This window comes from Streptomyces sp. NPDC045678, from assembly GCF_056432085.1.
On record NZ_JBWKJS010000009.1, the window covers coordinates 193,830 to 217,626 of the forward strand.

At 72.3% G+C, this 23,797-nt stretch carries 20 protein-coding genes and 2 pseudogenes; 12 read left to right on the plus strand and 10 right to left on the minus strand.

The genetic code is table 11. The annotated features are described in order from the left end of the window. Nucleotides 1–157 precede the first annotated feature (157 nt). A complete protein-coding gene (locus AC07DO_RS29820) occupies nucleotides 158–586 on the plus strand; it encodes a hypothetical protein (RefSeq protein WP_479063818.1) in 429 nt (142 codons plus the stop codon). An 18-nt stretch (nucleotides 587–604) separates the two neighbouring features. Here AC07DO_RS29820 and AC07DO_RS29825 read toward each other — a convergent pair whose 3' ends face one another. After that, complete coding sequence (locus tag AC07DO_RS29825; protein WP_479063819.1) at nucleotides 605–1,465, minus strand: helix-turn-helix domain-containing protein; 861 nt, start codon at nucleotides 1,463–1,465, stop codon at nucleotides 605–607. Between the two features lie 71 nt (nucleotides 1,466–1,536). On the opposite strand from AC07DO_RS29825, the gene AC07DO_RS29830 reads away from it, so the two are divergent. The 4 genes from AC07DO_RS29830 to AC07DO_RS29845 all read left to right on the plus strand — a co-directional run bounded on the left by AC07DO_RS29830 (nucleotide 1,537) and on the right by AC07DO_RS29845 (nucleotide 4,087). Further along, nucleotides 1,537–1,848 (plus strand): 4a-hydroxytetrahydrobiopterin dehydratase, encoded by a 312-nt coding sequence (locus tag AC07DO_RS29830; RefSeq protein WP_479063820.1) that lies wholly within the window; start codon nucleotides 1,537–1,539, stop codon nucleotides 1,846–1,848. A gap of 6 nt (nucleotides 1,849–1,854) precedes the next feature. Continuing rightward, nucleotides 1,855–2,607: a class I SAM-dependent methyltransferase gene (locus AC07DO_RS29835; RefSeq protein ID WP_479063821.1), complete on the plus strand. Its 753-nt coding sequence runs from the start codon at nucleotides 1,855–1,857 to the stop codon at nucleotides 2,605–2,607. A gap of 87 nt (nucleotides 2,608–2,694) precedes the next feature. Continuing rightward, the gene (locus tag AC07DO_RS29840) at nucleotides 2,695–3,624 is read left to right on the plus strand and encodes a class I SAM-dependent methyltransferase (RefSeq protein WP_479063822.1); all 930 of its coding nucleotides are present in this window, start codon (nucleotides 2,695–2,697) and stop codon (nucleotides 3,622–3,624) included. A gap of 121 nt (nucleotides 3,625–3,745) precedes the next feature. Then, nucleotides 3,746–4,087 carry a CU044_2847 family protein gene (locus AC07DO_RS29845; protein WP_479063823.1) on the plus strand — a complete coding sequence of 114 codons (342 nt, stop codon included), beginning with the start codon at nucleotides 3,746–3,748 and terminating at the stop codon, nucleotides 4,085–4,087. A gap of 75 nt (nucleotides 4,088–4,162) precedes the next feature. On the opposite strand, the gene AC07DO_RS29850 is transcribed toward AC07DO_RS29845, so the two are convergent. Further along, on the minus strand, nucleotides 4,163–4,954 hold the full coding sequence (locus AC07DO_RS29850; RefSeq protein WP_479064195.1) for an aldo/keto reductase: 792 nt from the start codon (nucleotides 4,952–4,954) through the stop codon (nucleotides 4,163–4,165). Between the two features lie 432 nt (nucleotides 4,955–5,386). Here AC07DO_RS29850 and pqqA point away from each other — a divergent pair. The 6 genes and pseudogenes from pqqA to AC07DO_RS29880 form a co-directional block, all read left to right on the plus strand. Then, nucleotides 5,387–5,464, plus strand: a pseudogene (pqqA, locus tag AC07DO_RS29855) (pyrroloquinoline quinone precursor peptide PqqA); the annotation flags it as partial. Between the two features lie 10 nt (nucleotides 5,465–5,474). Further along, the gene (gene pqqB, locus AC07DO_RS29860) at nucleotides 5,475–6,389 is read left to right on the plus strand and encodes a pyrroloquinoline quinone biosynthesis protein PqqB (protein WP_479063824.1); all 915 of its coding nucleotides are present in this window, start codon (nucleotides 5,475–5,477) and stop codon (nucleotides 6,387–6,389) included. After that, nucleotides 6,386–7,114 carry a pyrroloquinoline-quinone synthase PqqC gene (gene pqqC / locus AC07DO_RS29865; protein WP_479063825.1) on the plus strand — a complete coding sequence of 243 codons (729 nt, stop codon included), beginning with the start codon at nucleotides 6,386–6,388 and terminating at the stop codon, nucleotides 7,112–7,114. The genes pqqB and pqqC overlap by 4 nt, the downstream gene beginning before the upstream one ends. 32 nt (nucleotides 7,115–7,146) lie before the next feature. Then, nucleotides 7,147–7,377: pseudogene (gene pqqD / locus AC07DO_RS29870) on the plus strand (pyrroloquinoline quinone biosynthesis peptide chaperone PqqD); the annotation flags it as partial. A 32-nt stretch (nucleotides 7,378–7,409) separates the two neighbouring features. After that, nucleotides 7,410–8,564 carry a pyrroloquinoline quinone biosynthesis protein PqqE gene (pqqE, locus tag AC07DO_RS29875; RefSeq protein ID WP_479063826.1) on the plus strand — a complete coding sequence of 385 codons (1,155 nt, stop codon included), beginning with the start codon at nucleotides 7,410–7,412 and terminating at the stop codon, nucleotides 8,562–8,564. A gap of 146 nt (nucleotides 8,565–8,710) precedes the next feature. Continuing rightward, the gene (locus AC07DO_RS29880) at nucleotides 8,711–9,757 is read left to right on the plus strand and encodes a chitinase (protein ID WP_479063827.1); all 1,047 of its coding nucleotides are present in this window, start codon (nucleotides 8,711–8,713) and stop codon (nucleotides 9,755–9,757) included. Between the two features lie 14 nt (nucleotides 9,758–9,771). Here the strand turns inward: AC07DO_RS29880 and AC07DO_RS29885 are convergent, their stop codons facing one another. From AC07DO_RS29885 to AC07DO_RS29900, 4 genes are all read right to left on the minus strand, one after another. Further along, on the minus strand, nucleotides 9,772–10,566 hold the full coding sequence (locus AC07DO_RS29885; RefSeq protein ID WP_479063828.1) for an ABC transporter ATP-binding protein: 795 nt from the start codon (nucleotides 10,564–10,566) through the stop codon (nucleotides 9,772–9,774). Next, nucleotides 10,563–13,307: an ABC transporter permease subunit gene (locus tag AC07DO_RS29890; protein ID WP_479063829.1), complete on the minus strand. Its 2,745-nt coding sequence runs from the start codon at nucleotides 13,305–13,307 to the stop codon at nucleotides 10,563–10,565. The genes AC07DO_RS29885 and AC07DO_RS29890 overlap by 4 nt, the downstream gene beginning before the upstream one ends. Before the next feature lie 12 nt (nucleotides 13,308–13,319). Further along, on the minus strand, nucleotides 13,320–14,579 hold the full coding sequence (locus tag AC07DO_RS29895; RefSeq protein WP_479063830.1) for an ABC transporter substrate-binding protein: 1,260 nt from the start codon (nucleotides 14,577–14,579) through the stop codon (nucleotides 13,320–13,322). A gap of 112 nt (nucleotides 14,580–14,691) precedes the next feature. Then, entirely contained in the window at nucleotides 14,692–16,491 is a 1,800-nt protein-coding gene (locus AC07DO_RS29900) for an AMP-dependent synthetase/ligase (RefSeq protein ID WP_479064197.1), read from the minus strand. A 489-nt stretch (nucleotides 16,492–16,980) separates the two neighbouring features. Between AC07DO_RS29900 and AC07DO_RS29905 the strand changes: the two genes are divergently transcribed. Then, nucleotides 16,981–17,670 (plus strand): alpha/beta hydrolase, encoded by a 690-nt coding sequence (locus tag AC07DO_RS29905; protein WP_479063831.1) that lies wholly within the window; start codon nucleotides 16,981–16,983, stop codon nucleotides 17,668–17,670. A gap of 360 nt (nucleotides 17,671–18,030) precedes the next feature. On the opposite strand, the gene AC07DO_RS29910 is transcribed toward AC07DO_RS29905, so the two are convergent. The 4 genes from AC07DO_RS29910 to AC07DO_RS29925 are packed head-to-tail and all read right to left on the minus strand — an operon-like array spanning nucleotide 18,031 to nucleotide 23,783. Beyond that, nucleotides 18,031–20,772 carry a fumarate reductase/succinate dehydrogenase flavoprotein subunit gene (locus AC07DO_RS29910; protein ID WP_479063832.1) on the minus strand — a complete coding sequence of 914 codons (2,742 nt, stop codon included), beginning with the start codon at nucleotides 20,770–20,772 and terminating at the stop codon, nucleotides 18,031–18,033. 46 nt (nucleotides 20,773–20,818) lie between these two features. Then, nucleotides 20,819–21,574 carry an ABC transporter ATP-binding protein gene (locus AC07DO_RS29915; protein ID WP_479063833.1) on the minus strand — a complete coding sequence of 252 codons (756 nt, stop codon included), beginning with the start codon at nucleotides 21,572–21,574 and terminating at the stop codon, nucleotides 20,819–20,821. Beyond that, nucleotides 21,571–22,440 carry an ABC transporter permease gene (locus AC07DO_RS29920; protein WP_479063834.1) on the minus strand — a complete coding sequence of 290 codons (870 nt, stop codon included), beginning with the start codon at nucleotides 22,438–22,440 and terminating at the stop codon, nucleotides 21,571–21,573. Before AC07DO_RS29920 ends, AC07DO_RS29915 begins: the two co-directional genes overlap by 4 nt. Next, nucleotides 22,437–23,783 (minus strand): ABC transporter substrate-binding protein, encoded by a 1,347-nt coding sequence (locus tag AC07DO_RS29925; RefSeq protein WP_479063835.1) that lies wholly within the window; start codon nucleotides 23,781–23,783, stop codon nucleotides 22,437–22,439. Before AC07DO_RS29925 ends, AC07DO_RS29920 begins: the two co-directional genes overlap by 4 nt. Between the last annotated feature and the right edge of the window lie 14 nt (nucleotides 23,784–23,797).

Genomic DNA, 23,797 nt, shown 5'->3' on the forward strand with positions numbered 1-23,797 from the left:
ATCGACCCTTCGCCACGGGCCCGACAGAGTGATGTCAACGGATCCGGTCCGGCGCACTCCGGACCGGCTCCGGGACCCGTGCAGATACCGATACCGATACCGCTCACCTCTCCGTCCCTCACCCCACCTCACCGAACCCGCTTGGAGGCAGATCGCCATGGCCACGTCCACGTACCCGCTCACCGCTCTGGCCCGTACCACCGACCCCAAGACGATGCTGCGTCGCTTCCTCGGTCTGGACGCGGTCGTGACCGCCGGCAACGGTGTCGCGTATGCCGCCGCCTCGGGGCCCCTGGGGGACTTCCTCGGGGTCGACTCGGCGCTGCTTCTCGGGCTCGGCGTCGGACTCGTGCTGTACGGCATCGGTGTCGGGCTCCTCGCCGCCCGCAAGAGTCCGCCGCCGATCGCGGTGCAGGCGGTCGTCGAGGTGAACGCCCTCTGGGCGGTGCTCAGTGTCGTCGCGCTCGTCGTCCGGCTCTCGCCGAGCACGGCCGGAGCGGTGTGGATCCCGCTCCAGGCCGCGACGGTGGGCGGCTTCGCGGCACTGCAGTACGCGGCGCTGCGCGCGGTGAGGGCGGGGCGCTAGGGACTTCGGGCACAGGCCCTAGGGCATCTGCTGCTGCAGGTACTTGGAGGTCGCCGGGTCGGCCGGGAGCAGCGTCTCGATGGCCAGCTCGGCGACCGTCACGTCCATCGGTGTGTTGAACGTCGAGATCGACGAGATGAAGGACAGGACGTGACCGTCGTGTTCGATCCGCAGCGGCAGGGCGAAGTAGGGGACCTCCGTGCCCGGTTCGAAGGCGTCCTCCCCGGGGTTCGTCACCGGGTACGCCGCCACCTCCTCGTACACCGCCCGCAGCGCGTCCGAACGCTGCAGCGCGATCTGCCGCTCCATCTGATGCAGCAGATGCCCGCGCCACTCCCGGAGATTGCGGATCCGGGAGGCCAGGCCCTCCGGGTGGAGGGTGACGCGCATCGCGTTCAGGGACCCCTCGAAGAGGTGCTCGGGGAGGCCGTCGAGGATCATCGCGATGCCACGGTTCGCCGCGACGACGTCGTACTTCGCGTCGACGACCAGCGCCGGGTACGGCTCGTACCCGGCGAGGAGCTGTTCGAGGCCCTCGCGCAGCGTGCCCATCGTGGGGTCGTCCAGCGGTGTCTCGCGGAAGCGTGGCGCGTAACCCGCCGCCAGGAGCAGGGAGTTGCGTTCCCTCACCGGTACGTCGAGGTGGTCGGCGAGGCGCAGCAGGAACTCCTCGCTCGGCCGTGACCTGCCCGTCTCGACGAAGCTGATGTGCCGCGCGGAGGAGTCGGCGCGCAGGGCCAGCTCCAGCTGGCTCACCCGGCGCCGCTCGCGCCAGCCCCGGAGCAACGGCCCCACTCCGGTGGCGTTCTCGTTGGTCTTCCCCTTGGCCTTGTCGGCCTTGCCTCTTGTGCTCCCCTTGGCGGGCACGGCGGTTGTCATACGTAGACCGTAATCGAAACAATTTGTGGCAGGGTGAGCCGAAGACCGACCCTTCCCAAGGAGCGTGGCCCGTGACTCCCGAACCGCTGTCGCAGAAAGAGATCGAGGAACGTCTCGCCGAGCTGCCCGGATGGTCCCTGTCCCCGGACGGCGAACGGATCACCCGCTCCTACCGGCTCGGCTCGCACTTCGCCGCGACCGGTCTGGTCGTCCACATCGCGCGGACGCAGGAGGAGCTCGGCCACCACAGCGAGCTGACCCTCGCCTACAACACCGTCGCTCTCGCCGTGAACACGCACAGCGCGGGCGGCGCGCTCACCGCCCTGGACTTCGAACTGGCGGCAAAGGTGGAGCAGTTGGCTCCCGCGCACGGGGCGGAATGACCGTCGATGCTCGACTACGGCAAGGAAGCCGACCGGTACGACGCCTCGCGCGGCGGCGAGCCCCGCGCCGCTGCCGCCGCCGACGCGGTCCTCGGCCTGCTGCCGGCCGACACGGCCACGCTCCTCGACGTCGCCTGCGGCACCGGCCTGGTCACCCGGTGTCTCGCCGCGCGCGAAGGGCTGCGGGTGACCGGCGTGGACGCCGCGTATCGCATGGCGCGTCTCGCGTCACATCGGGTGCCGGGCGCCGTCGTCCTCGGTGACAGCCGCCAACTGCCCTTCCCCGACGACTCGTTCGACGCGGTCACCACCGTCTGGCTGCTGCATCTGCTCTCCGGTCCCGAGGAGACCTCGTCGGTCGTCGCCGAGTGCGCGCGGGTTCTCAGGCCGGGCGGTATCTACGTCACCACCGTCGACAAGGCCGCCTCGCACGACGTACGCAGCGACATCGACGCCGTGCTCGCACCGCGCCCGGTAGGGCCCGCCGTCGACCGGGTCGAGGCCGTCGACGCGTACGCCGCCGAACACGGGCTCACGGCGACGGGCCGGGCCCGGTTCCGCGGCCACGGCCAGGGCCGCTCGCCCCGCTCCACGGTCGACGACCTGCGACGCGGCTGGTTCACCCGGATCCCGCCCGACGGCCCGCTGGCCGAGCGGTTCGCCGAGCGGCTCGCCGTCCTCCCCGACCAGGACGTGCCGCGCCCCGATCCGCAGTTCGGCCTGCGCGCGTACCGCAAACGGGGACGGGTTTTGCGGTAGCGGCAAATCGATTCGCCGGAAACCGGGAAACGGGAGCAGTCTGGCCCTGTTCACACATGACGGCGGACCGGAAGGCGGCACAGCGCTATGGGGCATCACCACGGGCAGGGACAGGCGCAGGCGCAGGGGCACGGCCACAGTGACGGCCACGGCCACGGCCATGGGCACCATCACGACGGAGACATGGACTGGGCCGCCATGGGCACCATGCTGGAGCGGTACGCCCGTGTCGCCGCGCCGATGTACGGCGAGGTGGCCGACTGGCTCCGCCGCTGGGTCCCGGAGCCCGGCGTCGTCGTCGACGTCGGCAGTGGCCCGGGCGCCGTCTCGTTCTCGCTGGCCGAGTCGTTCCCCAAGGCCCGGATCGTCGCGGCGGACCCCGAGGAGGCCCTCTTGGAGCGCGCCCGCGACCGGGCGGCGCGCGAAGGCCTGACCGACCGCTTCGACACGGTGCGCGCCGCGTTGCCCGACGCCATCGACGACGTGCCCGAGGCGGACCTCCTGTGGCTGTGCAGGTCCCTGCACCACGTCGGCGACCAGGGCGCCGCCCTCTCCGCCCTCGCAGGCCGGCTGGCCCCCGGCGGCGCCGTCGCCCTTCTGGAGGGCGGCCTGACCGCCCGCTACCTGCCCCGCGACATCGGTTTCGGCCGCCCCGCCCTGCTGTCCCGCCTGGAGGCGGCGGACGAGGAGTGGTTCGCCGGGATGCGCGACGGGCTCGACGGCTCGAAGGGCACGACGGAGGACTGGCCGGCCCTCCTCAACGCCGCGGGCCTGCGCCACGTGGCGACCCGCAGCTTCCTGCTCGACCTGCCGGCGCCGCTGTCGGAGGACGCCCGCGCCCATGTGATCGCGGAGTTCACGCGCCGCCGCGACATGCAGTCCGAGCGCCTCGCCCCGGACGACGCCGCCACCTTCGACCGCCTCCTGGACCCGGAGGACCCGCAGAGCCTGCACCGGCGCCCGGACGTGTTCGTACTGACGGCGCAGACGGTGTACGTGGCGGTGAAGGACGCGTGAGCGCGGCGCGTGTGCTGGGGTGACGTTCCATCAACCCGCCTCCGCGTGAGGCGGGTTGCCGTACGTTCGTGACGGTGCCGGTCCGTGAGGTCCGGCCGCCCGGCCGAGCGAGGGGACGCCTGTGAACGAACTGGTGCGGTGGGAGTCCGACGAGGGGCCCGTCGTGGTCGAGGTGGACTCCCGGGACCCCGGGTTCAGATCGGTGTCGCGGCGCGGCGAGTCCGGCGGGATCCATGAGGTCGAGGGCCGCTTCGAGTCGGCCCTGAACAACGTGCGCGGCGCCGCGATGTCCGCGCTGCGGACCTTCCGCGACCGGGCACTCGACCCCGACACGATCGAGCTGGAGTTCGGCGTCAAGCTCAGCGCGGAGGCGGGCGCGGTGATCGCCAAGACGGCGACGGAGGGGCACCTGACGGTCAAGCTGACGTGGTCGCGGCCGGAGAGTCGGGGTCCGGGTACGTAGGACGGCAGGGTGCGTAGGACGGACGGAGCCTCCTCCGCCGGCCCGTAGCGGCCGGCGGAGGAGGCTCGGTGTGCGTCAGGCGACGTCGAACGTCGCCGGGTCCGGGCCGAGGCGGCGGTCCTCGTTGAGGGCCGAGATCGCCGCCATGTCCTCGGGGTCGAGTTCAAAGCCGAAGACGTCGATGTTCTCCTGGATCCGGGACGGCGTCACGGACTTCGGGATCACGACGTTGCCCAGCTGGATGTGCCAGCGCAGCACGATCTGCGCGGGGGTGCGCCCGTGCTTCTGGGCGATGGCGATGATCGCCGGGACCTCGAGGAGGCCCTTGCCCGAGCCGAGGGGCGACCACGCCTCCGTGGCGATGCCCTGCTCCGCGTGGAACTCGCGCGAGGCGCGCTGCTGCAGGTGGGGGTGCAGCTCGATCTGGTTGACCGCCGGGATGATCGACGTCTCGCCGAGCAGGCGCTCCAGGTGGTCGGGGAGGAAGTTCGAGACGCCGATGGACTTGGCGCGGCCGTCGGCGTGGATCTTCTCGAAGGCCTTGTACGTGTCGACGTACGCGTCCTTGGAGGGCAGCGGCCAGTGGATGAGGTACAGGTCCACGTAGTCGAGGCCGAGCTTCTCCAGCGAGGTGTCGAAGGCGCGCAGGGTCGCGTCGTAGCCCTGGTCGCTGTTCCAGAGCTTCGTCGTGACGAACAGGTCCTCACGGGCGACGCCGGAAGCGGCGACCGCCTTGCCCGTGCCTTCTTCGTTGCCGTAGATGGCTGCGGTGTCGATGCTGCGGTACCCGGCCTCCAGCGCCGTGGCGACGGCCTTCTCGGCCTCGTCGTCCGGCACCTGCCAGACGCCGAAGCCCAGCTGGGGCATTTCGACGCCGTTGTTGAGGGTGATCGGGGGAACCTTGCTCACGAGCTCTCGATCCTTAAGTCGTCGGGTGTATATGCCCATGGTCAACGATCAGCGGCCGTGCCGCATTCCTGAATGGCCGGATATCGAAGCCGTGTGGACACCGGATCGGTCCGGACCATTGACGGTGTCCCGTCAGGCAGGGACTCTATTGCACGCCACTGAACGCGGGACATCTATATGAACGCTACAAGCGCATCGGTTGTCTGGTGTCCCTGTGGTTTGTTCCTGAAACCCCACCTCTTCAGGAAAGGCGGCGCCACGCGAATGCGTATGTACGTGGACAGCACTGGTCTGTACGTGCACAGCACTGATCAGGAAAAGGCGAAGGAGAACGCGGAGGAGTACGCGAAGGCCGGCCGCGGGCCGTCGCGCAGGGCCGACGCAGAGGCCGCGGGCTGGCGGACCCCCGCGTACACGGTCGTCGACACCGCCCTCGAAGTCACCGCCTACCGTCTCGCCGACCGGTAGACGCGCCGCCATGCTGCTGCAGGTGCTCGGCACCGCCGCGGGCGGCGGACTGCCCCAGTGGAACTGCGCGTGCCCCGGATGCGCCGGGGCCCGCGCCCACCCGGAGCGCCGCCGACGGCACGCCGCGCTCGCCGTCCACGCGGGCCGGGGCCGCTGGTACGTCGTCAACGCCACGCCCGATCTCGGCGACCAGATCGAGGCCACCCCCGCACTGCACCCGGGCGCGGGACCTGACACGCGGCACACCCCCGTCGCCGGGATCGTCCTCACCGACGCCGAGCTCGACCACACCCTCGGCCTCGCCCGGCTCCGGGAGGCCCCTGACGGCGTGGAGGTCCTGGCCACCGCTCCCGTACGTGAGGCGGTACGCGAAGGGCTGCGCCTCGACTCCGTACTGGAGCCCTACACGCAGGTGCGGTGGCGCGAGCTACCGCTCGGCCGCGGTGTGCCGATGGCGGAGGGATCCGAGGTCCGGGTCGGCGCCGTCCCGGTTTCGGACAAGCGGCCGCGGTACGCCGGGGGACTCGGTTCCGGCACGGGGGCCGGTGACTGGGCCGTCGCCTTGCGGGTCACCGACGTCGCCACCGGTCGTACGCTCCTCTACGCCCCCTCCCTCGCCGTCTGGAGCGACGCCTTCGACGAGGCTGCCCGCGACGCCGACTGCGTCATCGTCGACGGCACGTTCTGGGACGACGACGAGCCCGTGCGCGCCGGGTTCTCCGACCGGACCGCCACCGCCATGGGGCACTGCCCGATCGCCGGCCCCGCCGGCACCGCGCACCGCCTGGCACGCCTGCCTGGCCGCGTCCTCTACACCCACCTCAACAACACCAACCCCCTCAACGACCCCCACGCCGAGCAGCACAAACTCCTCTCGGAGTGGGGCATCGAGGCCGCCGCCGACGGGATGGTGATCGAGCTGTGACCGCCACGACGTGCGGCGCTCCGGACACGGCGCGGCCCTGGACCCCCGACGAACTCACCGACCGGCTGCGCGCCGTCTCCGCCGCGCGCTACCACGACCGGCACCCCTTCAACGTACGCATGCACGACGGCGACCTCACCCCCGAAGAGGTGCGCCGCTGGATCGCCAACCGGTTCCACTACCAGCGGCACATCCCCGTCAAGGACGCCCTGGTCCTCGCCAAGTTCGACGATCCCGCGCTGCGGCGCGGCTGGCTGCGCAGGATCCGCGACCACGACGGGGAACGCGACGGCGAAGGCGGCATCGAACGCTGGCTGCGGCTCGGCGAGGCCGCCGGGCTGACGAGAGAGCACCTGCTCGACTCCTCCCGGGTGGTGCCCGGCGTGCGGCTCGCCGTCGACGGATACGTCAACTTCTGCAGGCTCCGCCCCGCACTCGACGCCGTCGCCGCCTCGCTCACCGAACTGTCCGCGCCCGACCTGATGCGGACCAGGATCGCCGCCTTCGAGAAGCACTACCCGTGGATCGACACCGCCGGGCTCGACTACTTCCGTACCCGTGTCGGGGAGGGCGGCCGGGACGGCCGGGAAGCGCTGAACCTCGTCCTGACGTGGGCCCGCACCCGCGAGGAGCAGGAGCGGGCCGTCGCCGCGCTCGCGTTCAAGTGCGACGTCCTGTGGTCACTGCTCGACGCCGTCGACCGGGAGCCCGGAGGTGCCCGATGACCACCTGTGCCGTATAGCGGCCCGCACTCGTCCGCTCCGTGCTGCTCAGGCACGACCGGGTGCGCGACGTCGACCTGCTGGTCCTGCCCGAACGCGTCGTCGTCCTGCGGGGAGCCGCGGGGAGCATCGTGGGCCTGTGCGACGGCGTGCGCGACGTCGCGGACATCGTCGCGGAGCTGTCGGCACGGCACCCGGACGCCCCCGTCGCCGAGGAAGTGCCCGGTTTCCTCGCGCAGTTGCGGGCGGAGGGGTGGCTTCGTTGACAGGCGTTCCGGGGGTTCCAGGTGTTCCAGGCGTGTCAGGTCCAGAAGGATCACCAGGCGCGCCCGACCCTCCCTGGGCGCTCCTCGCCGAGCTCACCCACGGGTGCCCCCTGCGCTGCGCCTACTGTTCCAACCCCGTCGAACTCGTCACGCGACGCGACGAGTTGAGTGCAGGTGACTGGGGGAGCGTTCTGCGGCAGGCCGCCGACCTCGGCGTCGTTCAGACCCACCTGTCCGGTGGTGAACCCCTCCTGCGCCGCGACCTTGCCGAGATCGTGGCGTCCGCCGACGCGGCCGGCCTCCACACGCAGCTCGTGACCAGCGGCGTCGGCCTGCACCGCGAGCGCCTCGACCGGCTCGTGGACGCGGGCCTGCGCAGCGTCCAGCTGTCCGTGCAGCACGCGGAGCCCGCGGCCGCCCGACTCATCGCGGGCGCACGTGCCTTCGCGGCCAAGGAACGCGCGGCGCGCCTCGTCCGGCGGACCGGGCTGCCGCTCGGCCTCAACGCCGTCCTCCACCGCGCCAGCCTCGACGCGCTCGACTCCCTCGTGGAGCTCGGCCTGGCCTGGGGCGCCGACCGCGTCGAGCTGGCCAACACCCAGTTCTACGGGTGGGCGCTGCGCAACCGCGACGCCCTGCTCCCGTCCCGCGCGCAGGTGGCGCGGGCCCGCGAGCGCGTCGAGGTGTGGCGGGAGCGGCTCGCCGGGCGCATGGAGCTGGTGTGGGTCGCGCCCGACTACGTCGACGGCACCGCGAAGCCCTGCATGGGCGGCTGGGGCGCTCTCTCGCTGACCGTCGCGCCCGACGGCACGGTGCTGCCCTGCCCGGCATCGGCCGAACTGCTCGGACCGGCCGCGCCCAACGTCAGGGATCGTGAACTGGGCTGGATCTGGCGGGAGTCGGAGGCGTTCGGCCGCTACCGCGGCGAGGGGTGGATGAGTGATCCCTGCCGTAGCTGTGAGTTGCGCGCCCTCGACTTCGGGGGCTGCCGCTGTCAGGCGTACGCCCTGACCGGCGACGCCGCCCGCACCGACCCCGCCTGTCACCGCTCGCCCGATCATGCGGCGGTCCGCGCCCTGGTCGACGGGGCGGGCCACGCGGCGAAGGCCTCGCCCGACTACGCGTATCGCACGCACACCGCCGACGCCGCGTCCCGGGCTCCGGCGGCCCCCGCTCGCCCTCACTGATCCGCTGATCACGCAAGGGCCTTGAGTCCTTTGTGCCCCTCGACTGTCAGGAAACTTTCCTGACACAACGCACTCCCGCAACGCACCGCAGAACTCCCGCAACGCACCGCAGAACTCCCGCAACGCATCGCAGAGAGGACCCCCCGATGTTCAAGGCAACGTCATCCCCCTCCCGCCACAGAAGCGCCCTCGCCCTCACGGCTGCCTGCGCGCTCACCGGCGCCGTCGCGCTGACCCTGGCCGCCGAGCCCGCAGCGCAGGCCGCACCGACCCCCGCCGAGCAGGCTCCCGCCGCGCAGGCCTCCGGCACGATCCACGCGGCGCCCTACGAGTACCTCGGCTGGGGCAACCCGCAGAAGCCCACCGACGTGATGGCCGCGACCGGCGTCAAGTGGTTCACGCTCGCCTTCATCCTGTCCGACGGCGGCTGCAACCCGGCCTGGGACGGCAACCGGCCGCTGAAGGGCGGCTCCGACGACAGCGCCATCAGGTCCATACGCGGCGCCGGCGGCGACATCGTCGTGTCCGTCGGCGGCTGGAGCGGCGCCAAGCTGGGCGAGAAGTGCCAGAGTGCCACCGCGCTCGCCGGCGCGTACCAAAAGGTCATCGACGCGTACAAGTTGAAGGCCTTCGACATCGACATCGAGAACACCGAGTTCAACAACCCGACGGTGCGCCAGCGCGTGGTGGACGCGCTGAAGATCGTCAAGGCGAAGAACCCGGGCATCGTCACGTACGTGACCTTGGGCACCACCCCGAGCGGCCCCGACGCGACCGGCAAGGACCTCATCAAGCGCGGCGCCGCCGCCGGGCTCGCCAACGACGCCTGGGTGATCATGCCGTTCGACTTCGGCGGACACAGCGGCACCATGGGTGACGCCTCCGTCAGCGCCATGGAGGGCCTCAAGAACGCGGTCAAGAGCGCGTACGGCTACAGCGACGCCGACGCGTACAAGCACACCGGGATCTCCTCCATGAACGGCAAGACCGATGTCCCGGACGAGACGGTGACCACCGCCGACTTCCAGAAGATCCTCGCGTACGCCAAACAGCGGCACATCGCGCGCTTCGCCTTCTGGGCCGTCAACCGCGACCGTGACTGCGGCTCCGGCGGCAACGCCGGTGACTCCTGCAGCGGCATCGGGCAGGCCCCATACGCTTTCACCAAGATTGTCGCCCAGTACGGGGGTTGAGGGGCCGGGGCGGTTCAGCGCGCGTCGTTCTCGGGCGGGGTCCCCAGGTAGGCGTCCCGCACCTTCGGATCCGCGCGCACCTCGGCCGGTGTCCCGTGGGCCAGGACCCGGCCGAGGTCGAGGACGACGACGCGGGCGCAGAGCTCCATCACGAAGGCGACGTTGTGCTCGACGAGGAGCACCGCGCAGCCCTCGTCGTCCGCGAGGTGACGGACGACGGCCGACAGCTGCTGTCGTTCGTCGGCCGTCATTCCGGACGCGGGCTCGTCGAGGAGCAGTACCGCGGGCGGGTCCGCGACGGCGCGGGCCAGCTCCACCATGCGGGCCTGTCCGACCGGCAGCGCGCCCGCGTACTGCCCGGACAGCGCGTCGAGGCCGCACGAGCGCAGCACCGCCGCGGCCCGTGCGCGCCGTCCGGCCTCGTGCGCGCGCCGGGTCGGCGCGGCGAGCAGGTCCGCGGCGAAGCCGCCGCCACCGCCCCGCCACTCCTGGGCGACGACGAGGTTGTCGGCGACGGTGAGCCGGCCGAAGAGCTGCTGCCGCTGGAACGTGCGCCGCATCCCGTGCCGGGCACGCCACACGGGGGAGCGGCGCGTGATGTCCCGCCCGTCGAGCAGCACCCGGCCCCGGTCGGGGCCGCGGATGCCGGACAGCACGTCGAACAGTGTCGTCTTGCCCGCGCCGTTGGGGCCGATGAGCCCGCAGACCTCGCCCCGCCGCACGCCGAGCCCCACCCCGTCGAGGGCCCGGATGCCGCCGAAGCGTACGCCGATGTCCTCGGCCTCCAGGACGTGCTTCCGTTCCCTCATGGCCGCGTCACGTCCTTCGTCGTCTGCCGTCCGCCGCTCGCCGCTGCCATGCCCAGGTACGCCTCCGTGAGCCGGTCCGCCCGCACCTCGGAGCGCGGACCGCACCAGGAGACGCGGCCCTGCGCGAGGTACGCCACCGTGTCCGCGACCCCGAGGATCTCGGCGGCCTTCTCCTCGACGAGCAGCAAACCGGCGCCCGCGTCCCGGAGTTCGACCAGCAGCCGGAACACGTCGTCGACGACGCGCGGTGCGAGACCGAGTGACGGCTCGTCCGCGATCAGGACCTTCGGCGGGCGCTCCAACAGCGGTGCGAGGGCCAGCAGTTGCTGCTCGCCGCCGGAGAGGGAGCCCGCGGGAACCCTGCGCCGCGCCGCGAGCCCCGCGAACCGTTCGTACACGGCGTCGCGTTCGTCCCGCCCCCGCAGGTACAGGGCGAGGTTCTCGTCGACGGTGAGCGAGGGGAAGATCCCGCGCCCCTCGGGGGCGAGGACGGCACCCCCGCGGGAGCGCCGGGCGGCACCTTCGCGGGTGACGTCGCGTCCGGCGACGTACACACGGCCCTGCGTGGGTGACAGGAGGCCCGCCGCGGTGAGGCAGAGGGTCGACTTCCCCGCACCGTTGGGGCCGAGCAGGGCGACGATCTCCCCGGCGTGCACGGCGAGGTCCACGCCGTGGAGCACGGGGGAGCCGTCGTAGCCGGCGTGGAGTCCGTCGAGGGAGAGGGCGAGCGACGCACCCGGGGCAGGGGTGCGGCTGTGCGGTACCGACGGGGACGACGGCGCGGTGTCGCTTCCGCCTGTCGAAGGCGCCGCCCCCTGCGCCGTCACCCGTGCCCTTCCCCGCCTCCGGTGCAACCGCACCGACACCGCCGCGCAATACCCGTCGGGGTCGTTCGCCAGGGCCAGGCCCGCCAGGCCGAAGAGGATCACCGGGAGGTGTACGGACTCCGTGACGTAGTCCGCGAGGAGGTGCGGGGCGACGGCGAAGACCAGACCCGCCACCACCGCGAACTGCGGTCTCCGTACGCCCGCCGCGACCACGACCGCCAGCCAGACCAGTCCTGTCGTCGCGGTGAAGTCGGTCGCGGTGATACGGGTGTTGTAGGACGCGTACATCACGCCGCCGAACCCCGCGAGCCCCGCCGAGAGCGTGAACAGCAGGAGTTTCGTGCGGACGACGGAGACGCCGGACGCCATGGCCGCCGCGGGGGCGGACCGTACCGCCAGCATGGCCCGCCCCGAAGGGGAGTTCCGCAGCGCGCCGAGCGACGCCACGGCCGCTGTGACGAGGACGGCCATCGCGACGCCCATGGCGCGGTCGTCCGAGAGGTCGACGGGGCCGAAGACCGGGCGGGGGATCTCCCAGCCCGTGTCGCCGTTGCGCAACCACCCCATCTGGAAGAGCACTTGGTCGGCGAGGAAGGCGAGCGCCAGGGTCGCGAGGGCCAGGGAGCGGCCGCCGAGCCGCAGCGCGGGCAGCGCCACGAGCGCGCCGAGTGCCGCCGCCGCGCACGTACCGACCAGCGCCGCCCCGGCGAACGGCCACCCGTGACTCATCAGGAGCCCGGCCACGAGCGCCGCGCCCGTCACGAAGGTGGCCTGCGCGAGGGACACCATCGCGCCGAGCCCCGTCACCACGGTGAAGGAGATGAAGACCAGCGAGATCGCGAGCCCCTGCGCGAGGAGGCCGCTCCAGAAGGGCGTGGTGATCGTGTAGAAGGAGAGGGCGAGGGCGAGCGCGGCCACCGCCCACGGGCCCCAGCGGCGCAGCCACGACCGCCCCGCCAGGTAGTCCACGGGCGGCGCGTCCACCGCCGCCGTGCCCGCGGTCCGCTGCCGCCGCGTGAGCAGGAGCAGCCCGGCGAACAGGATCAGGAAGGGCACGGCCGTGCGGAAGCCGGTGATCCTCTCGGCGAAGTCGGCGTAGCCCGCGACGAGGTTCTGGAGGACGCCGAGTCCGAGTCCGCCCGCGAACGCCAGCGGGATCGACAGGAAGCGGCCGAGCACGGCGGCCGTCGCGGAGACGAAGAGGAACAGCGTGAAGTCGTGCGAGGAGAGCCCGAGGAGGGGGGTGGCGAGGACGCCCGCGAGGCCCGCGAGGCCGGACGACAGCATCCACGCCACCGACGAGAGCCGGTCCGCGCTCATGCCGCGCAGCTCCACGAGCGACCGGTTGTCGACCGCCGCCCGCAACCTGAGTCCGAGCGGCGTGTGGCGCATCAGGATCCACAGGCCGACGGCCACCACGGCCGTCGTCACCCAGGTGATCAGCTGGTCGGAGTCGATGCCGACGCCGTCCGTCAGCTGCCAGTCGCGGGCCGGGCTCGGCCCGACGCCCGGCAGCCCGAACTGGTTCTCCGCGGGTTTCACCGGCGCCCCCGCGTCCTCCAGGAGCTCCACGATCCACAGACCGAGCGCGGGCAGCGCGACGAGCAGGCCGATCGTCGCGACGATCTGCGCGGTCTCACCGACCCGCGCCAGCTTGCGGAACATCAGCCGGTCAAGGCTCCGGCCGAGCGCCGGCGCCACCACCAGGACGAGGAGCAGCGCCGTCGGGACGGCGGGCCAGCCGAAGCCGGAGTGCAGTTCGTGGAAGGCGAGGGCGCAGAGGTAGGCGGTCGCGCCGTGAGCGAAGTTGAAGAGTCCCGAGGCGGAGTACGACAGGACGAGACCGGTGGCGAGCAGCGCGTACAGGGCGCCCGAGACGAGACCGCTCAGCACGAATCCGAGGAGGTCCGACATGGCGGCCCGCCCCTACTTGAAGGGGCTCGGTTCGTAGCACTTGAAGGGCGACGACACCGTGTACTTCCCGTCCTCGAGCCGGACGAGCGCGCCGCAGCCGAACGACTCCTTCCGCCCTTCGGGCAACCTGCGGTCGCCGACCATGGTGCCGGTGTCGGAGTAGCCGTCGGCCGCGTTCTGGAAGGAGTCGACGGTGAGGGCCTTGCCCGCCTTCTCGGCGATGGCGAGGAACAGGTCGGCCGACATGTAGCCGGTCATCATGTGCATGTTGAGCGGGACCTCTTTGCCCGCCGCCTTCCTGATGTCCTTCTTGAACTGCCGCATGTCCGCGGTGTCCTGTTCGAACGGCTGGAAGGACAGGAGCACGTGCACGCCGTCCAGCGCCTTCTTCGTGGCGCTCTTGGCGAGCAGGCCGGGGTCGTAGTCGGTGGGGTCGGTGATGACGCCCTCGAAGCCCGCGCGCTTGACCGCCGTGAACAGACCGATGTTGTACGGGGTCTGCATGACGGAGACCACGGCGTCCGGTGCCTTGCCGCCGTCGGAGCGCAGGATCTCCTTCGTGTACGCCGACCAGTCGCTCGGCACGGAGGTGGCGGGGACGGTCGACTTGGCGTACGTCACCTCGTAACCGGCGGCCGCGAAGGACTGCTTGTAGGTGCGGATGGCGAACGTGCCCGCGTCGTTGTCGTTGGCGAGGATCGCGACCGACCTGCCCTTCGCGCCGCCCGTCACCTTCTTGAGGCCCTCGGGCCAGCTCTGCGTGATGGTGCCACCGGGCATCGGTACCATGCAGCCGCCGAAGCCGTACATGTAGGTCGGGCCGCAGAAGGGCGGGATGGTGCCCCAGCCGAACGTGGGCACCTTCTGTTTCTGCAGGAAGTCCGCTCCGGAGAACGTGACCGAGCTCATCGGGGAGATCGCGAACACCTTCTCCCGTTGGACGAGCTTGCGCGCCGCCGCGAGGTTCTTCCCCGGGTCCTGCCCATCGTCCTCCGCACCCAGGTAGTCGATCTTCCGGCCGTGCACACCGCCCTCCGCGTTCGCGCGCTCGAAGCGGGCCCTCGCGCCCAGGTCGGTGTCCTCCTTGCTGTATCCGCTCGCGGTCGTCATGGAGACGATGCCGCCGACCTTGACGGAGTCGTCGGTCACCCCGCGCACGGAGCCGCCGCTCTTGTCGCCGTCGGATGCGCCGCCGGTGGAGGCGGAGTTGCAGGCGGTGGCGAGCAGCAGGGCCGCGGCGGCGGCGGTGATGGTGCGGATCGATCGCGACACGGTCGAGCCCCCTGAAGTCGAAGTGGGGCTGATTCTGTGGCGGACCTGATGAACCGTCAATAAGCGGTGCGACGGTATTTGATGAGCCGTCAGGAAGGTTCTGGTGCCCCGGCTAGCTGGTGTACAGCGCCTCGACCTCCGCCGAGTACACCGTCTCGATCGCCTTCCGCTTCAGCTTCAGGGACGGCGTCAGGAGGCCGTGCTCCTCGGTGAACTGGTGCGCCAGTATGCGGAACGTACGGATCGATTCGGCCTGCGAGACGAGCGTGTTGGCGGCGACCACGGCGCGCCGCACCTCGGTCTCCAGGTCCGGATCGCGCACCAGCTCGCCGGGCGGCAGCATCGGCTTGCGGCGCATCGTCAGCCAGTGCTCCACGGCCTCCGCGTCCAGGGTGACGAGCGCGGCGATGTACGGGCGGTCGTTGCCGACGAGGATGCACTGGGCGACGAGCGGGTGGTCGCGGACCCGCTCCTCCAGCTGGGCCGGCGACACGCTCTTGCCGCCCGACGTCACCAGGATCTCCTTCTTGCGCCCGGTGATCGTCAGATAGCCGTCCTCGTCGAGCGCGCCGATGTCGCCGGTGGCGAGCCAGCCGTCGTGCAGGGTCGCGTTGGTGGCCTTCGGGTTGTTCAGATAGCCCTGGAAGACGTTGCCGCCGTTCAGCCAGATCTCGCCGTCCTCCGCGATGTGCACGGTGGTGCCGGGGATGGCCTGGCCGACCGTGCCGTAGCGGGTGCGCTCGGGCGGGTTGGCGGTCGCCGCCGCCGTCGACTCGGTGAGTCCGTACCCCTCGTAGATCGTCACGCCGGCGCCCGCGAAGAACAGGCCGAGCCGCCGGTCCATGCCCGAGCCGCCCGACATCGCGTGCCGCACCCGGCCGCCCATCGCCTCCCGCACCTTCGAGAAGACGAGCTTGTCGAAGAGCTGGTGCTGCATGCGCAGTCCGGCCGAGGGGCCCGGCCCTGTGTCGAAGGCTCTGGCCTCCATCGCCTCGGCGTACCGCACCGCGCACTCCACGGCCTTGTCGAACGCGCCCGCCTTGCCGTCCCGTTCCGCCTTGCGCCGCGCCGCGTTGAAGACCTTCTCGAAGATGTACGGCACGGCCAGGATGAACGTGGGCCGGAACGCCGCGAGGTCGGGCAGGAGCGCCGCCGCGTTGAGGTTCGGCTGATGGCCCATCTTGACCCGGCCGCGCACGGCGGCGATCTGCACCATGCGGCCGAAGACGTGGGCGAGCGGCAGGAAGAGCAGCGTGGTCGCCTCGTCGCCCCGCTTGGAGTGGAACACCGGCTCCCAGCGACCGACCATCACGTCCGACTCGAACATGAAGTTCGCGTGGGAGATGAGGCAGCCCTTGGGGCGGCCGGTGGTGCCCGAGGTGTAGATGATCGTGGCGATGGAGTCGGGGGTGACGGCGCGGCGGTGGCGGTGCACCACGTCGTCGTCGATGTCACGCCCCGCCTCGGTCAGCTCGCCCACGGCGTCGGCGTCCAGCTGCCAGAGCCTGCGCAGCTGCGGCAGCCGGTCGACGACGGAGCCGATCGTCATCGCGTGGTCCTCGTGCTCGACCATCGCGGCCGACACCTGTGCGTCGTGCAGCATCCACAGGACCTGGTCGGCGGAGGAGGTGGGATAGATCGGTACGACCTGGGCGCCGATGGCCCACAGGGCGAAGTCGAAGAGCGTCCACTCGTAGCGGGTGCGGGACATGATGGCGACGCGGTCGCCGAAGCGGACGCCCTGGGCGATCAGGCCTTTGGCCAGGGCCAGCACCTCGTCACGGAACTCGCCCGAGGTGACGTCGTGCCACCGCCCGTCCGTCTTGCGGCCGAACGCGATGCGGAGCGGGTCCTCCAGGGCATGGTCGAACACGGCGTCGGCAAGGCCGCCCACCAGCGGCACCGACGCCATCGGAGGATTCGTGAACTCGCGCAATGATGCTCCTTGTGGCGCTCCGCACAGCGCCGTGACCGTACCCCACGGCGCGTGCGTGCGGGAGGGGGTCCAGGGGCGGCGGACACGGAACATCGGCACTGGTCAGCCGGTCAAAATACGGCCACAAGGGGAAGGGCCGGACAACTTACTTACGCTGGAGTAAGTTTCGGTGGCGTAATCTCCACGGAATCTGTACGCGGTGTGCGGTGTGTCGTCGTCGCGTGGCCGCGTCCGGTTGCTCGCGTCTCGTGGCGGGGCATCGCGTCACCCCTGGGGACTCCCTTGGGTGGGGCCGGTGAGGAACTTGTACAGGTCTTCCGACGTTGTGCTTCGCAATCCCGTATGTGGGACCGGTCCGGGGACGTTCGCGGGGATTTCGCCGCCATCGCGCCACGACGCTGAACGAACCCGCACCGACGCTGAACACGACGCGGAACGAACCGCCGCGACGCCGAAGGAGCCTCCGTGTCCATATCCGCCGCCCCGGCCCGTTCGCCCCTGGTCTTCCCCGGCACCGCCGCGCCCCCGCGTGCGGCTGTCCTCCTCCTGCACGGCGGTCGGGAGCACGGCACGTCGACGCCCCCCGCACTGAACCTGCCGGGTCTGCGCATGTGGCCCTTCGCCCGCGCCCTCAGGAAGGCCTACGGGGCGCGCGGCGTCGCGGTGGGGCAGGTCCGCTACCGCTGCCGGGGCTGGAACGGCGACCGGCAGGACGCCGCCCGCGACGCGAGCCGCGCGCTCGCCGACCTCGCACCCCGCATCGGGGACGCGCCCGTCGTCCTGGTCGGCCACTCCATGGGCGCCCGCGCGGCCCTGCGCGCCGCAGGCCACCCGTCGGTCAGGGCCGTGGTGGGCCTGGCCCCCTGGTGCCCGCCGGGGGAGCCGGTCGCCCACCTGAGGGACCGCGGGGTGGTGCTCCTGCACGGCGACCGCGACGGCACGACCGACCCGGCGGAGTCCGAGGGCTACGTGGCACGGGCGGCGGCCGCGGGTGCGGACACGAGCCTGGTGACGATCGACGGCAGCGACCACGCGATGCTGCGCCACGCCTCGACCTGGCACGCACTCACGACGGCAACGGTCGGCAGCCTGCTGGGGCTCGGCCCGCTGCCGGACGAGGTGGTGCGGGCGCGGCGGGTGCGGCGGGTGGGGTGATGCGGTGGTGGCTGGGTGGGGCCGGTCGGGTCCGGGTGGCTGCTGGGGTGTATGTGCGGGCCGGTGGTCGTGGGTGGTGAGGGCTGCTCGGGGCTCGGCCCGTGGCCGGGAGGGTCGGCGGGTGGGGTGGGCGTGCGGCTCCCTTGGCCCGTGGCCGGTGGCTGCTGGGGTGTATGTGCGGGCCGGTGGTCGTGGGTGGTGAGGGCTGCTCGGCGCTCGGCCCGTGGCCGGGAGGGCCGGCGGGTGGGACGGGCGTGCGGCTTCTCGGCCCGTGGCCGGCGGGTGGTGCGGGGTGTGGGGTCGAGGTCGGTGGGGCGACTCGCCGCGGGGCGGGCGCGGCGGGGCGGCGCGGCGGGGCGGTCAGGTGGTGGAGCGGGTCGCGTAGGCGCGGATGTCCGCGTCGGGGTCCGTGGTCGCGGTGGTGAGGGCTGCTCGGGACTCGGGGGTGGTGGGGTGGGCGAGGAGGGAGAGGACGGCGGCCTTGCGGACGTCCGCCTCGGGATCGGCCGACGCCTTGATCAGGGCGGGGATCGCCTGCTCCGGCGGGGCCGCGCGCAGGGCGGTCGCCGCGCCCGCCCTGACCTGCCAGGCGGGGTCGCCGAGCGCGGTCGCCGCCTGTTCGGCGTACGGGAGCGGGCAGCCCGTGACCGCGAGCGCTGTCAGGGCGGCCGCCCGGACCAGCGCGTCGGGGTCGTCGAGGAGCGGCGCGAGCGGGGACGGCGACGGATCCCGTACCGCCGCGAGACCGCGGGCCACCGCGACCCTGACCTCGCGGGCCGGGTCGTCCGCGGCGCCCGCGAGGTCGGCCTTCGCGTCCACCGACACCAGCGCCCGCACGGCGTGGATGCGGACGTCGATGTCGGTGTCGGCCAGCGCGGCGGCGTACAGCGGCGCGTCCCCGAGCCGCAGGCCCCGCAGGACGTCCAGCGCGGCACCCCGAACCGTCGGGTCCGCGACTTCGAGCGCCGTCCGCAGGCCTGACCCCAACTCGGGTTCGGCGGGCAGGACTTCGGTCAGCTCGCGCAAGGCGCCCGCTGACGCCTCCCTGACCTGACCGTCCGGATCGCGCAGCGCCGCGGCGAGCGCCGGACCCGTGCCCGCCGGAACCGTCTCCGCGAGGACGGCGACGGCCGCGGCCCGCACCGCCGGTTCGGTGTCCGTGAGGTAGGGGGAGAGGGTGTCCAGGTCGGGGGCTTCCTCGGCGAGGGCGAGGAGGCGCAGGAGCGTGGGGCTCGCCGCCCGGCTCCCTCCGATGGACGTGGTGGGAGGCGCGGTGTCGGGTGCGGGCGGCACGGGTGTCGCCGGGCGGGCCGCCGGCGCCGCGTTCCGCGGGCCCGCCGTCGCCACCGGCACCAGCGCCACCTCGCCCAGCGCCCGCTCCGCCCCCGCCACCGGCTCGAACTCCGGCACCGGCACCACGTACGGCTCCACCGCACGCGCCCTGAACTCCATCGCTCCCGAAGGGGACTTGTACACGTCCAGGTGGTGCAGCCAGCCCGCGTCGTCCCGCTCCGGATGGTCGAGGCGCTCGTGGTACAGGCCCCAGCGGGACTCCGTCCTCGCCAGCGAGGAGCGCGCGGCCATCTCCGCGCAGTCCCGGATGAACGACACCTCCGCGCACCGCATCAGCTCGTGGGCGGTGCGCGCCCCCATCCCCGCGATCTCCCCCGTCATCCGCTCGAACGCCTCGACGGCCAGGGACAGTTTCGCCCCGGTCTTCGGCGGCGCCACATAGTCGTTCACGAACCGGCGCAGCTTGTACTCGACCTGCGGCTGCGGCGGTCCGTCCGGGTGACGCAGCGGCCGGTACACGAGCTCGTGCGCGGCGGACAGCTGGTCGCCGGGCAACTCGCCCTCGTACGCCCGGTACTGCGAGGCGTCCTCCCCGGCGAGGTCGCCGAAGACGAACGCGCCGATCATGTAGTTGTGCGGGACGCAGGCCAGGTCGCCGGCCGCGTACAGGCGCGGCACGGTCGTGCGCGCCTGCGCGTCGACCCGCACGCCCGACGCCGAGTGCCCGCCGCACAGTCCGATCTCCGAGATGTGCATCTCCACGTCGTGCGTGCGGTAGTCGTGGCCGCGGCCCTCGTGGAACGTGGCGCGCGTGGGCCGTTCCGTCGTGTGCAGGATCGACTCGACCGTGCTGATGGTCTCCTCCGGCAGATGGCTGAGCTTCAGGTACACCGGCGCCCGGTCGGAAGCGAGTTCGGCCGCGAACTCGGCCATCATCTGCCCCGACCAGTAGTCCGACTCGACGAAGCGCTCGCCGTGCCGGTTCACCTGGTAGCCGCCGAAGGGGTTGGCGACGTACGCGCACGCGGGGCCGTTGTAGTCCTTGATGAGCGGGTTGACCTGGAAGCACTCGATGCCGGTGAGCGCGGCCCCCGCGTGGTACGCCATCGCGTAGCCGTCGCCCGCGTTCGTCGGGTTCTCGTACGTCCCGTACAGGTAACCGGACGCGGGCAGACCGAGACGCCCGCAGGCCCCGGTGGCGAGGACGACCGCTCCCGCCCGTACGGTGACGAACTCGCCGGTGCGGGTGTTGAACCCCGCCGCACCCACCGCCCGGCCCTCCACCGTGAGCACCCGCACCGGCATCACCCGGTTCTCGATGCGGATCCGCTCCCTCATCTCGCGGCGCCGCAGCTGCCGGTAGAGGACCTTCTTGACGTCCTTGCCCTCCGGCATCGGCAGTACGTACGAGCCGGAGCGGTGCACCTGCCGGACCGCGTACTCGCCGTGCTCGTCCTTCTCGAACTTCACCCCGTACGACTCCAGGCGCTGCACCATGGCGAAGCCGCGGGTGGCGGTCTGGCGGACGGTGGACTGGTCGACGATGCCGTCGTTGGCGCGGGTGATCTCCGCGACGTAGTCGTCCGGCTCGGCACGGCCCGGGATGACCGCGTTGTTGACGCCGTCCATGCCCATCGCGAGTGCGCCGGAGTGCCGTACGTGCGCCTTCTCCAGAAGCAGTACGTCCGCGCCGCGTTCGGCGGCGGTCAGCGCCGCCATGGTGCCGGCGGTGCCACCGCCGATGACGAGGACGTCGCAGGAGAGTTCGGTCGCGTCGGCGAGGGCGGGGATGGCCAGGGGGGTGTCCACGGGCGCGCCTTTCACGGGAGTGGGTGGGGAAGGGGGGGAGAGGGGGTCACAGGGACGTCAGGACGCGGCGGCGGAGCTCCGCGGTGCCGGGCGCGTTGCGTGCGTCCCGCTGCCGGGGGTGCGGCACGTCCAGGACCTCGCCGGAGGAGAGCAGGGCGATCCGGTCGCCCAGGTGGAGCGCCTCGTCCACGTCGTGGGTGACGAAGACGACGGTCGCGCCGGTGCCGCTGAGGATCTCCACGAGCAGGTCCTGCATTCCGGCGCGGGTGTGCGGGTCGAGCGCGCCGAACGGCTCGTCCATGAGGACGGCGCGGGGCCGCGCGGCCAGGGCGCGGGCCAGCTGCACGCGCTGACGCTGCCCTCCGGAGAGCTGACGCGGCAGCTTGCGGGCGTGCCCGGCGAGACCCACCCGCTCCAGCCAGTCGTCGGCGGTACGCCGCCGCTCGGCGCGCGCCACCCGCCGGATGGCGAGGGGGAGTTCGACGTTGGCGCGGACGCTGCGCCACGGCAGCAGGGCGTCCTCCTGGAAGACCAGCGCCCGGTCCGCGGCGGGCCCGACGACGGGCGCTCCGTCCTGGGTGACGCGCCCGCCCAGCGGCGGCAGCAGCCCGGCGAGGGTCCGCAGGAGCGTGGACTTGCCGCAGCCGGACGGGCCGAGCACGGCGACCAGTTCGCCCGGCGCGACCCGCAGCCGGACGGTGCCGGGCAGCGCCTGCCCTTCACGGTGCCCGAGCCGCACGTCGTCCAGGACGAGTTCGGCGCCCTGCGGGGTGCGGGTGTCCACGGGGTGTGCGGGGCTCATGCGACGGGCTCCTTGTCGAGAACCGGGGCGGGCGCGGGTGGCGCGGCGGCCGGGGGAGCGGCACGGAGGGCGCGGCGTGCCGCACGTGCCGGGAGCCGCTCGGGCGGGCGGGGCAGCCAGGCGGTGGCGCGGCGGCCGAGGGACTCCACCGCCGTGGAGGTGAGCCGGCCGAGCGCGCCGATGGTGGCCATGCCGACGAAGACACCCGGGTAGTCGACGACCGTGTAGTCCTGCCAGGTGCGGTAGCCCACCCCGTACTCGCCGGAGATCATCTCCGCGGAGATCACGCAGATCCACCCCACGCCGATGCCCACGGAAAGGCCGCCGAAGATGCCGGGCAGCGCGCCGGGCAGCACCACCGAGAACAGCACCCGCAGCCGGCCGCCGCCCATGGTGAGAACGGCCTCCTCCCACACCGGGGCGAGCGCGCGCACCGCGTGCCGGGCCGACACCAGGACCGGGAAGAACGCCGCGGTGAACGTGATGAAGACGATGCCCTGCTCATTGGTGGGCAGGAGCAGGATCGCGACCGGGACCAGCGCGATCGCCGGGACCGGCCTCGCCACCTCCACCAGCGGGCCGAGCAGGTCCGCGGCCCACCGCGACCGGGCGACCGCCGTGCCCGCCGCCACCCCGAGGACCGCGGCGAGCAGGAAGCCGATCACGATGCGGCGCAGGCTGTGGACGAGGTCCTGCCAGTAGGGCGCGGTGCCGAGCCGGTCACCGAAGGCGTCCGCCACCTCGACGACCGTGGGGAACTGGCCGAAGCGCAGCCACAGTTCGACGTCCCAGGTGGTCAGAAGCTGCCAGAGGCCGAGGGTCGCGGCGAGCGACGCCACCCGGACCAGCCGGCGCGTGACGCTCATGACGCGAGCTCCAAGGCGTCCGCGTAGTCGACGACCCGGGCGCCCGCGTGCTGTCCGACGTACGTCTTCGCATGGCCGGGCGTGACGAAGGCACGCAGGTCGGAGCCGTCGGCCACCCACACCGCCCGGTCGGCGAACCAGCGGGTGCCGGTCAGCGCGTCCGGCACGTACGCGGCGCGGACCTCGGACTTCTTCGCCGCCGCGACGGCCGCGAGGAGCTTCTTCGGAGTGCCGTACGTCCGGGTGCTGCCGCGGCCCCTCAGCCACAGCTCGGACTTGGCGTCGCCCGCCTCGGGGTAGGCGGGAGCCCGCGCGGCCCGCTTCAGCGGCTCCGGGTCGACGAAGGCGTCCACGTCGACGTCACGCACGAGCCCGGCCTTCTCCAGGATCGGCACGTCCTTCTTGAGCGCGGCGATCAACTCCGGGCGCAGCGCCGGGTCGAAGGTGGCGATGCCGTGGGCACCGTTGTAGAGGTAGACCGCCTCGGCGGGCAGCCCGGCCTCCTTCGCCACCGACTCGGCGGCGGCGACCGGCCGCTCGCGCACGTAGTCGGTGGCCCGGCGCTGCGCCGCGAGGAAGTCGTCGAGAACACCGGCGTGTTCGTCGGCGAACTCCTCCCGGACGGTGACGCCGTGGAAGGTCGGGAGGCTCAGGTCGGCCCCGTCGTAAAGCGCCTTCGCCTTTCCCTCGTACGCCAACTGGCCCGGCCAGGCGACGAATTGCGACAGCGCGTCGACGCTGCCGCCGGCCAGGGCGGACGCCCCCACACTGGGCTGCTGGTTGAGCTTGCGCACGCCCTTCTCCGGGTCGATGCCCGCCTTCTCCAGAGCGCGGATCAGAGTGCCGTCGGCGGCCGAACCGATGCTGGTGGACACCTTCTTGCCCCGCAGGTCGGCCAGCGATCTCAGGCCCGAACCGGGTTTGGTGACCACGGTGTTGAGGCCGCCGCGCAGGTTGTAGCCGGTCACCGAGACGAGTCGCGTCGGCTGCCGCAGCTGCTTGCCGCGCGCCGCGTTGATCAGCAGCGGGAAGTCGCCCATCGACCCGATGTCGATCTTTCCCGTGGTCATCTGGGCGGTGATCGGGGCACCCGTGGCGTAGTCCTGCCACTTCACCTTGTAGGTCTTGCCGTCCTTCTTGCCGCGGGCGGCGAGCTCCTCCTCGAAGTAGCCGAGGGAGCGGAGCAGCGTGCCCGCGGTGACGGTGTTGATGGTCTTCGACTGGTATCCGACGGTCACCGTCACGGTGTCGGAGTCCTCGGCCCCGGCCGCGCCGCCGCACGCCGTGGCCAGGGGCACCAGGAGGGCCACGGCGAGGGAGAGTCTGCCTGTCGTGCGAGTCATGGAAGTCGCGCCTT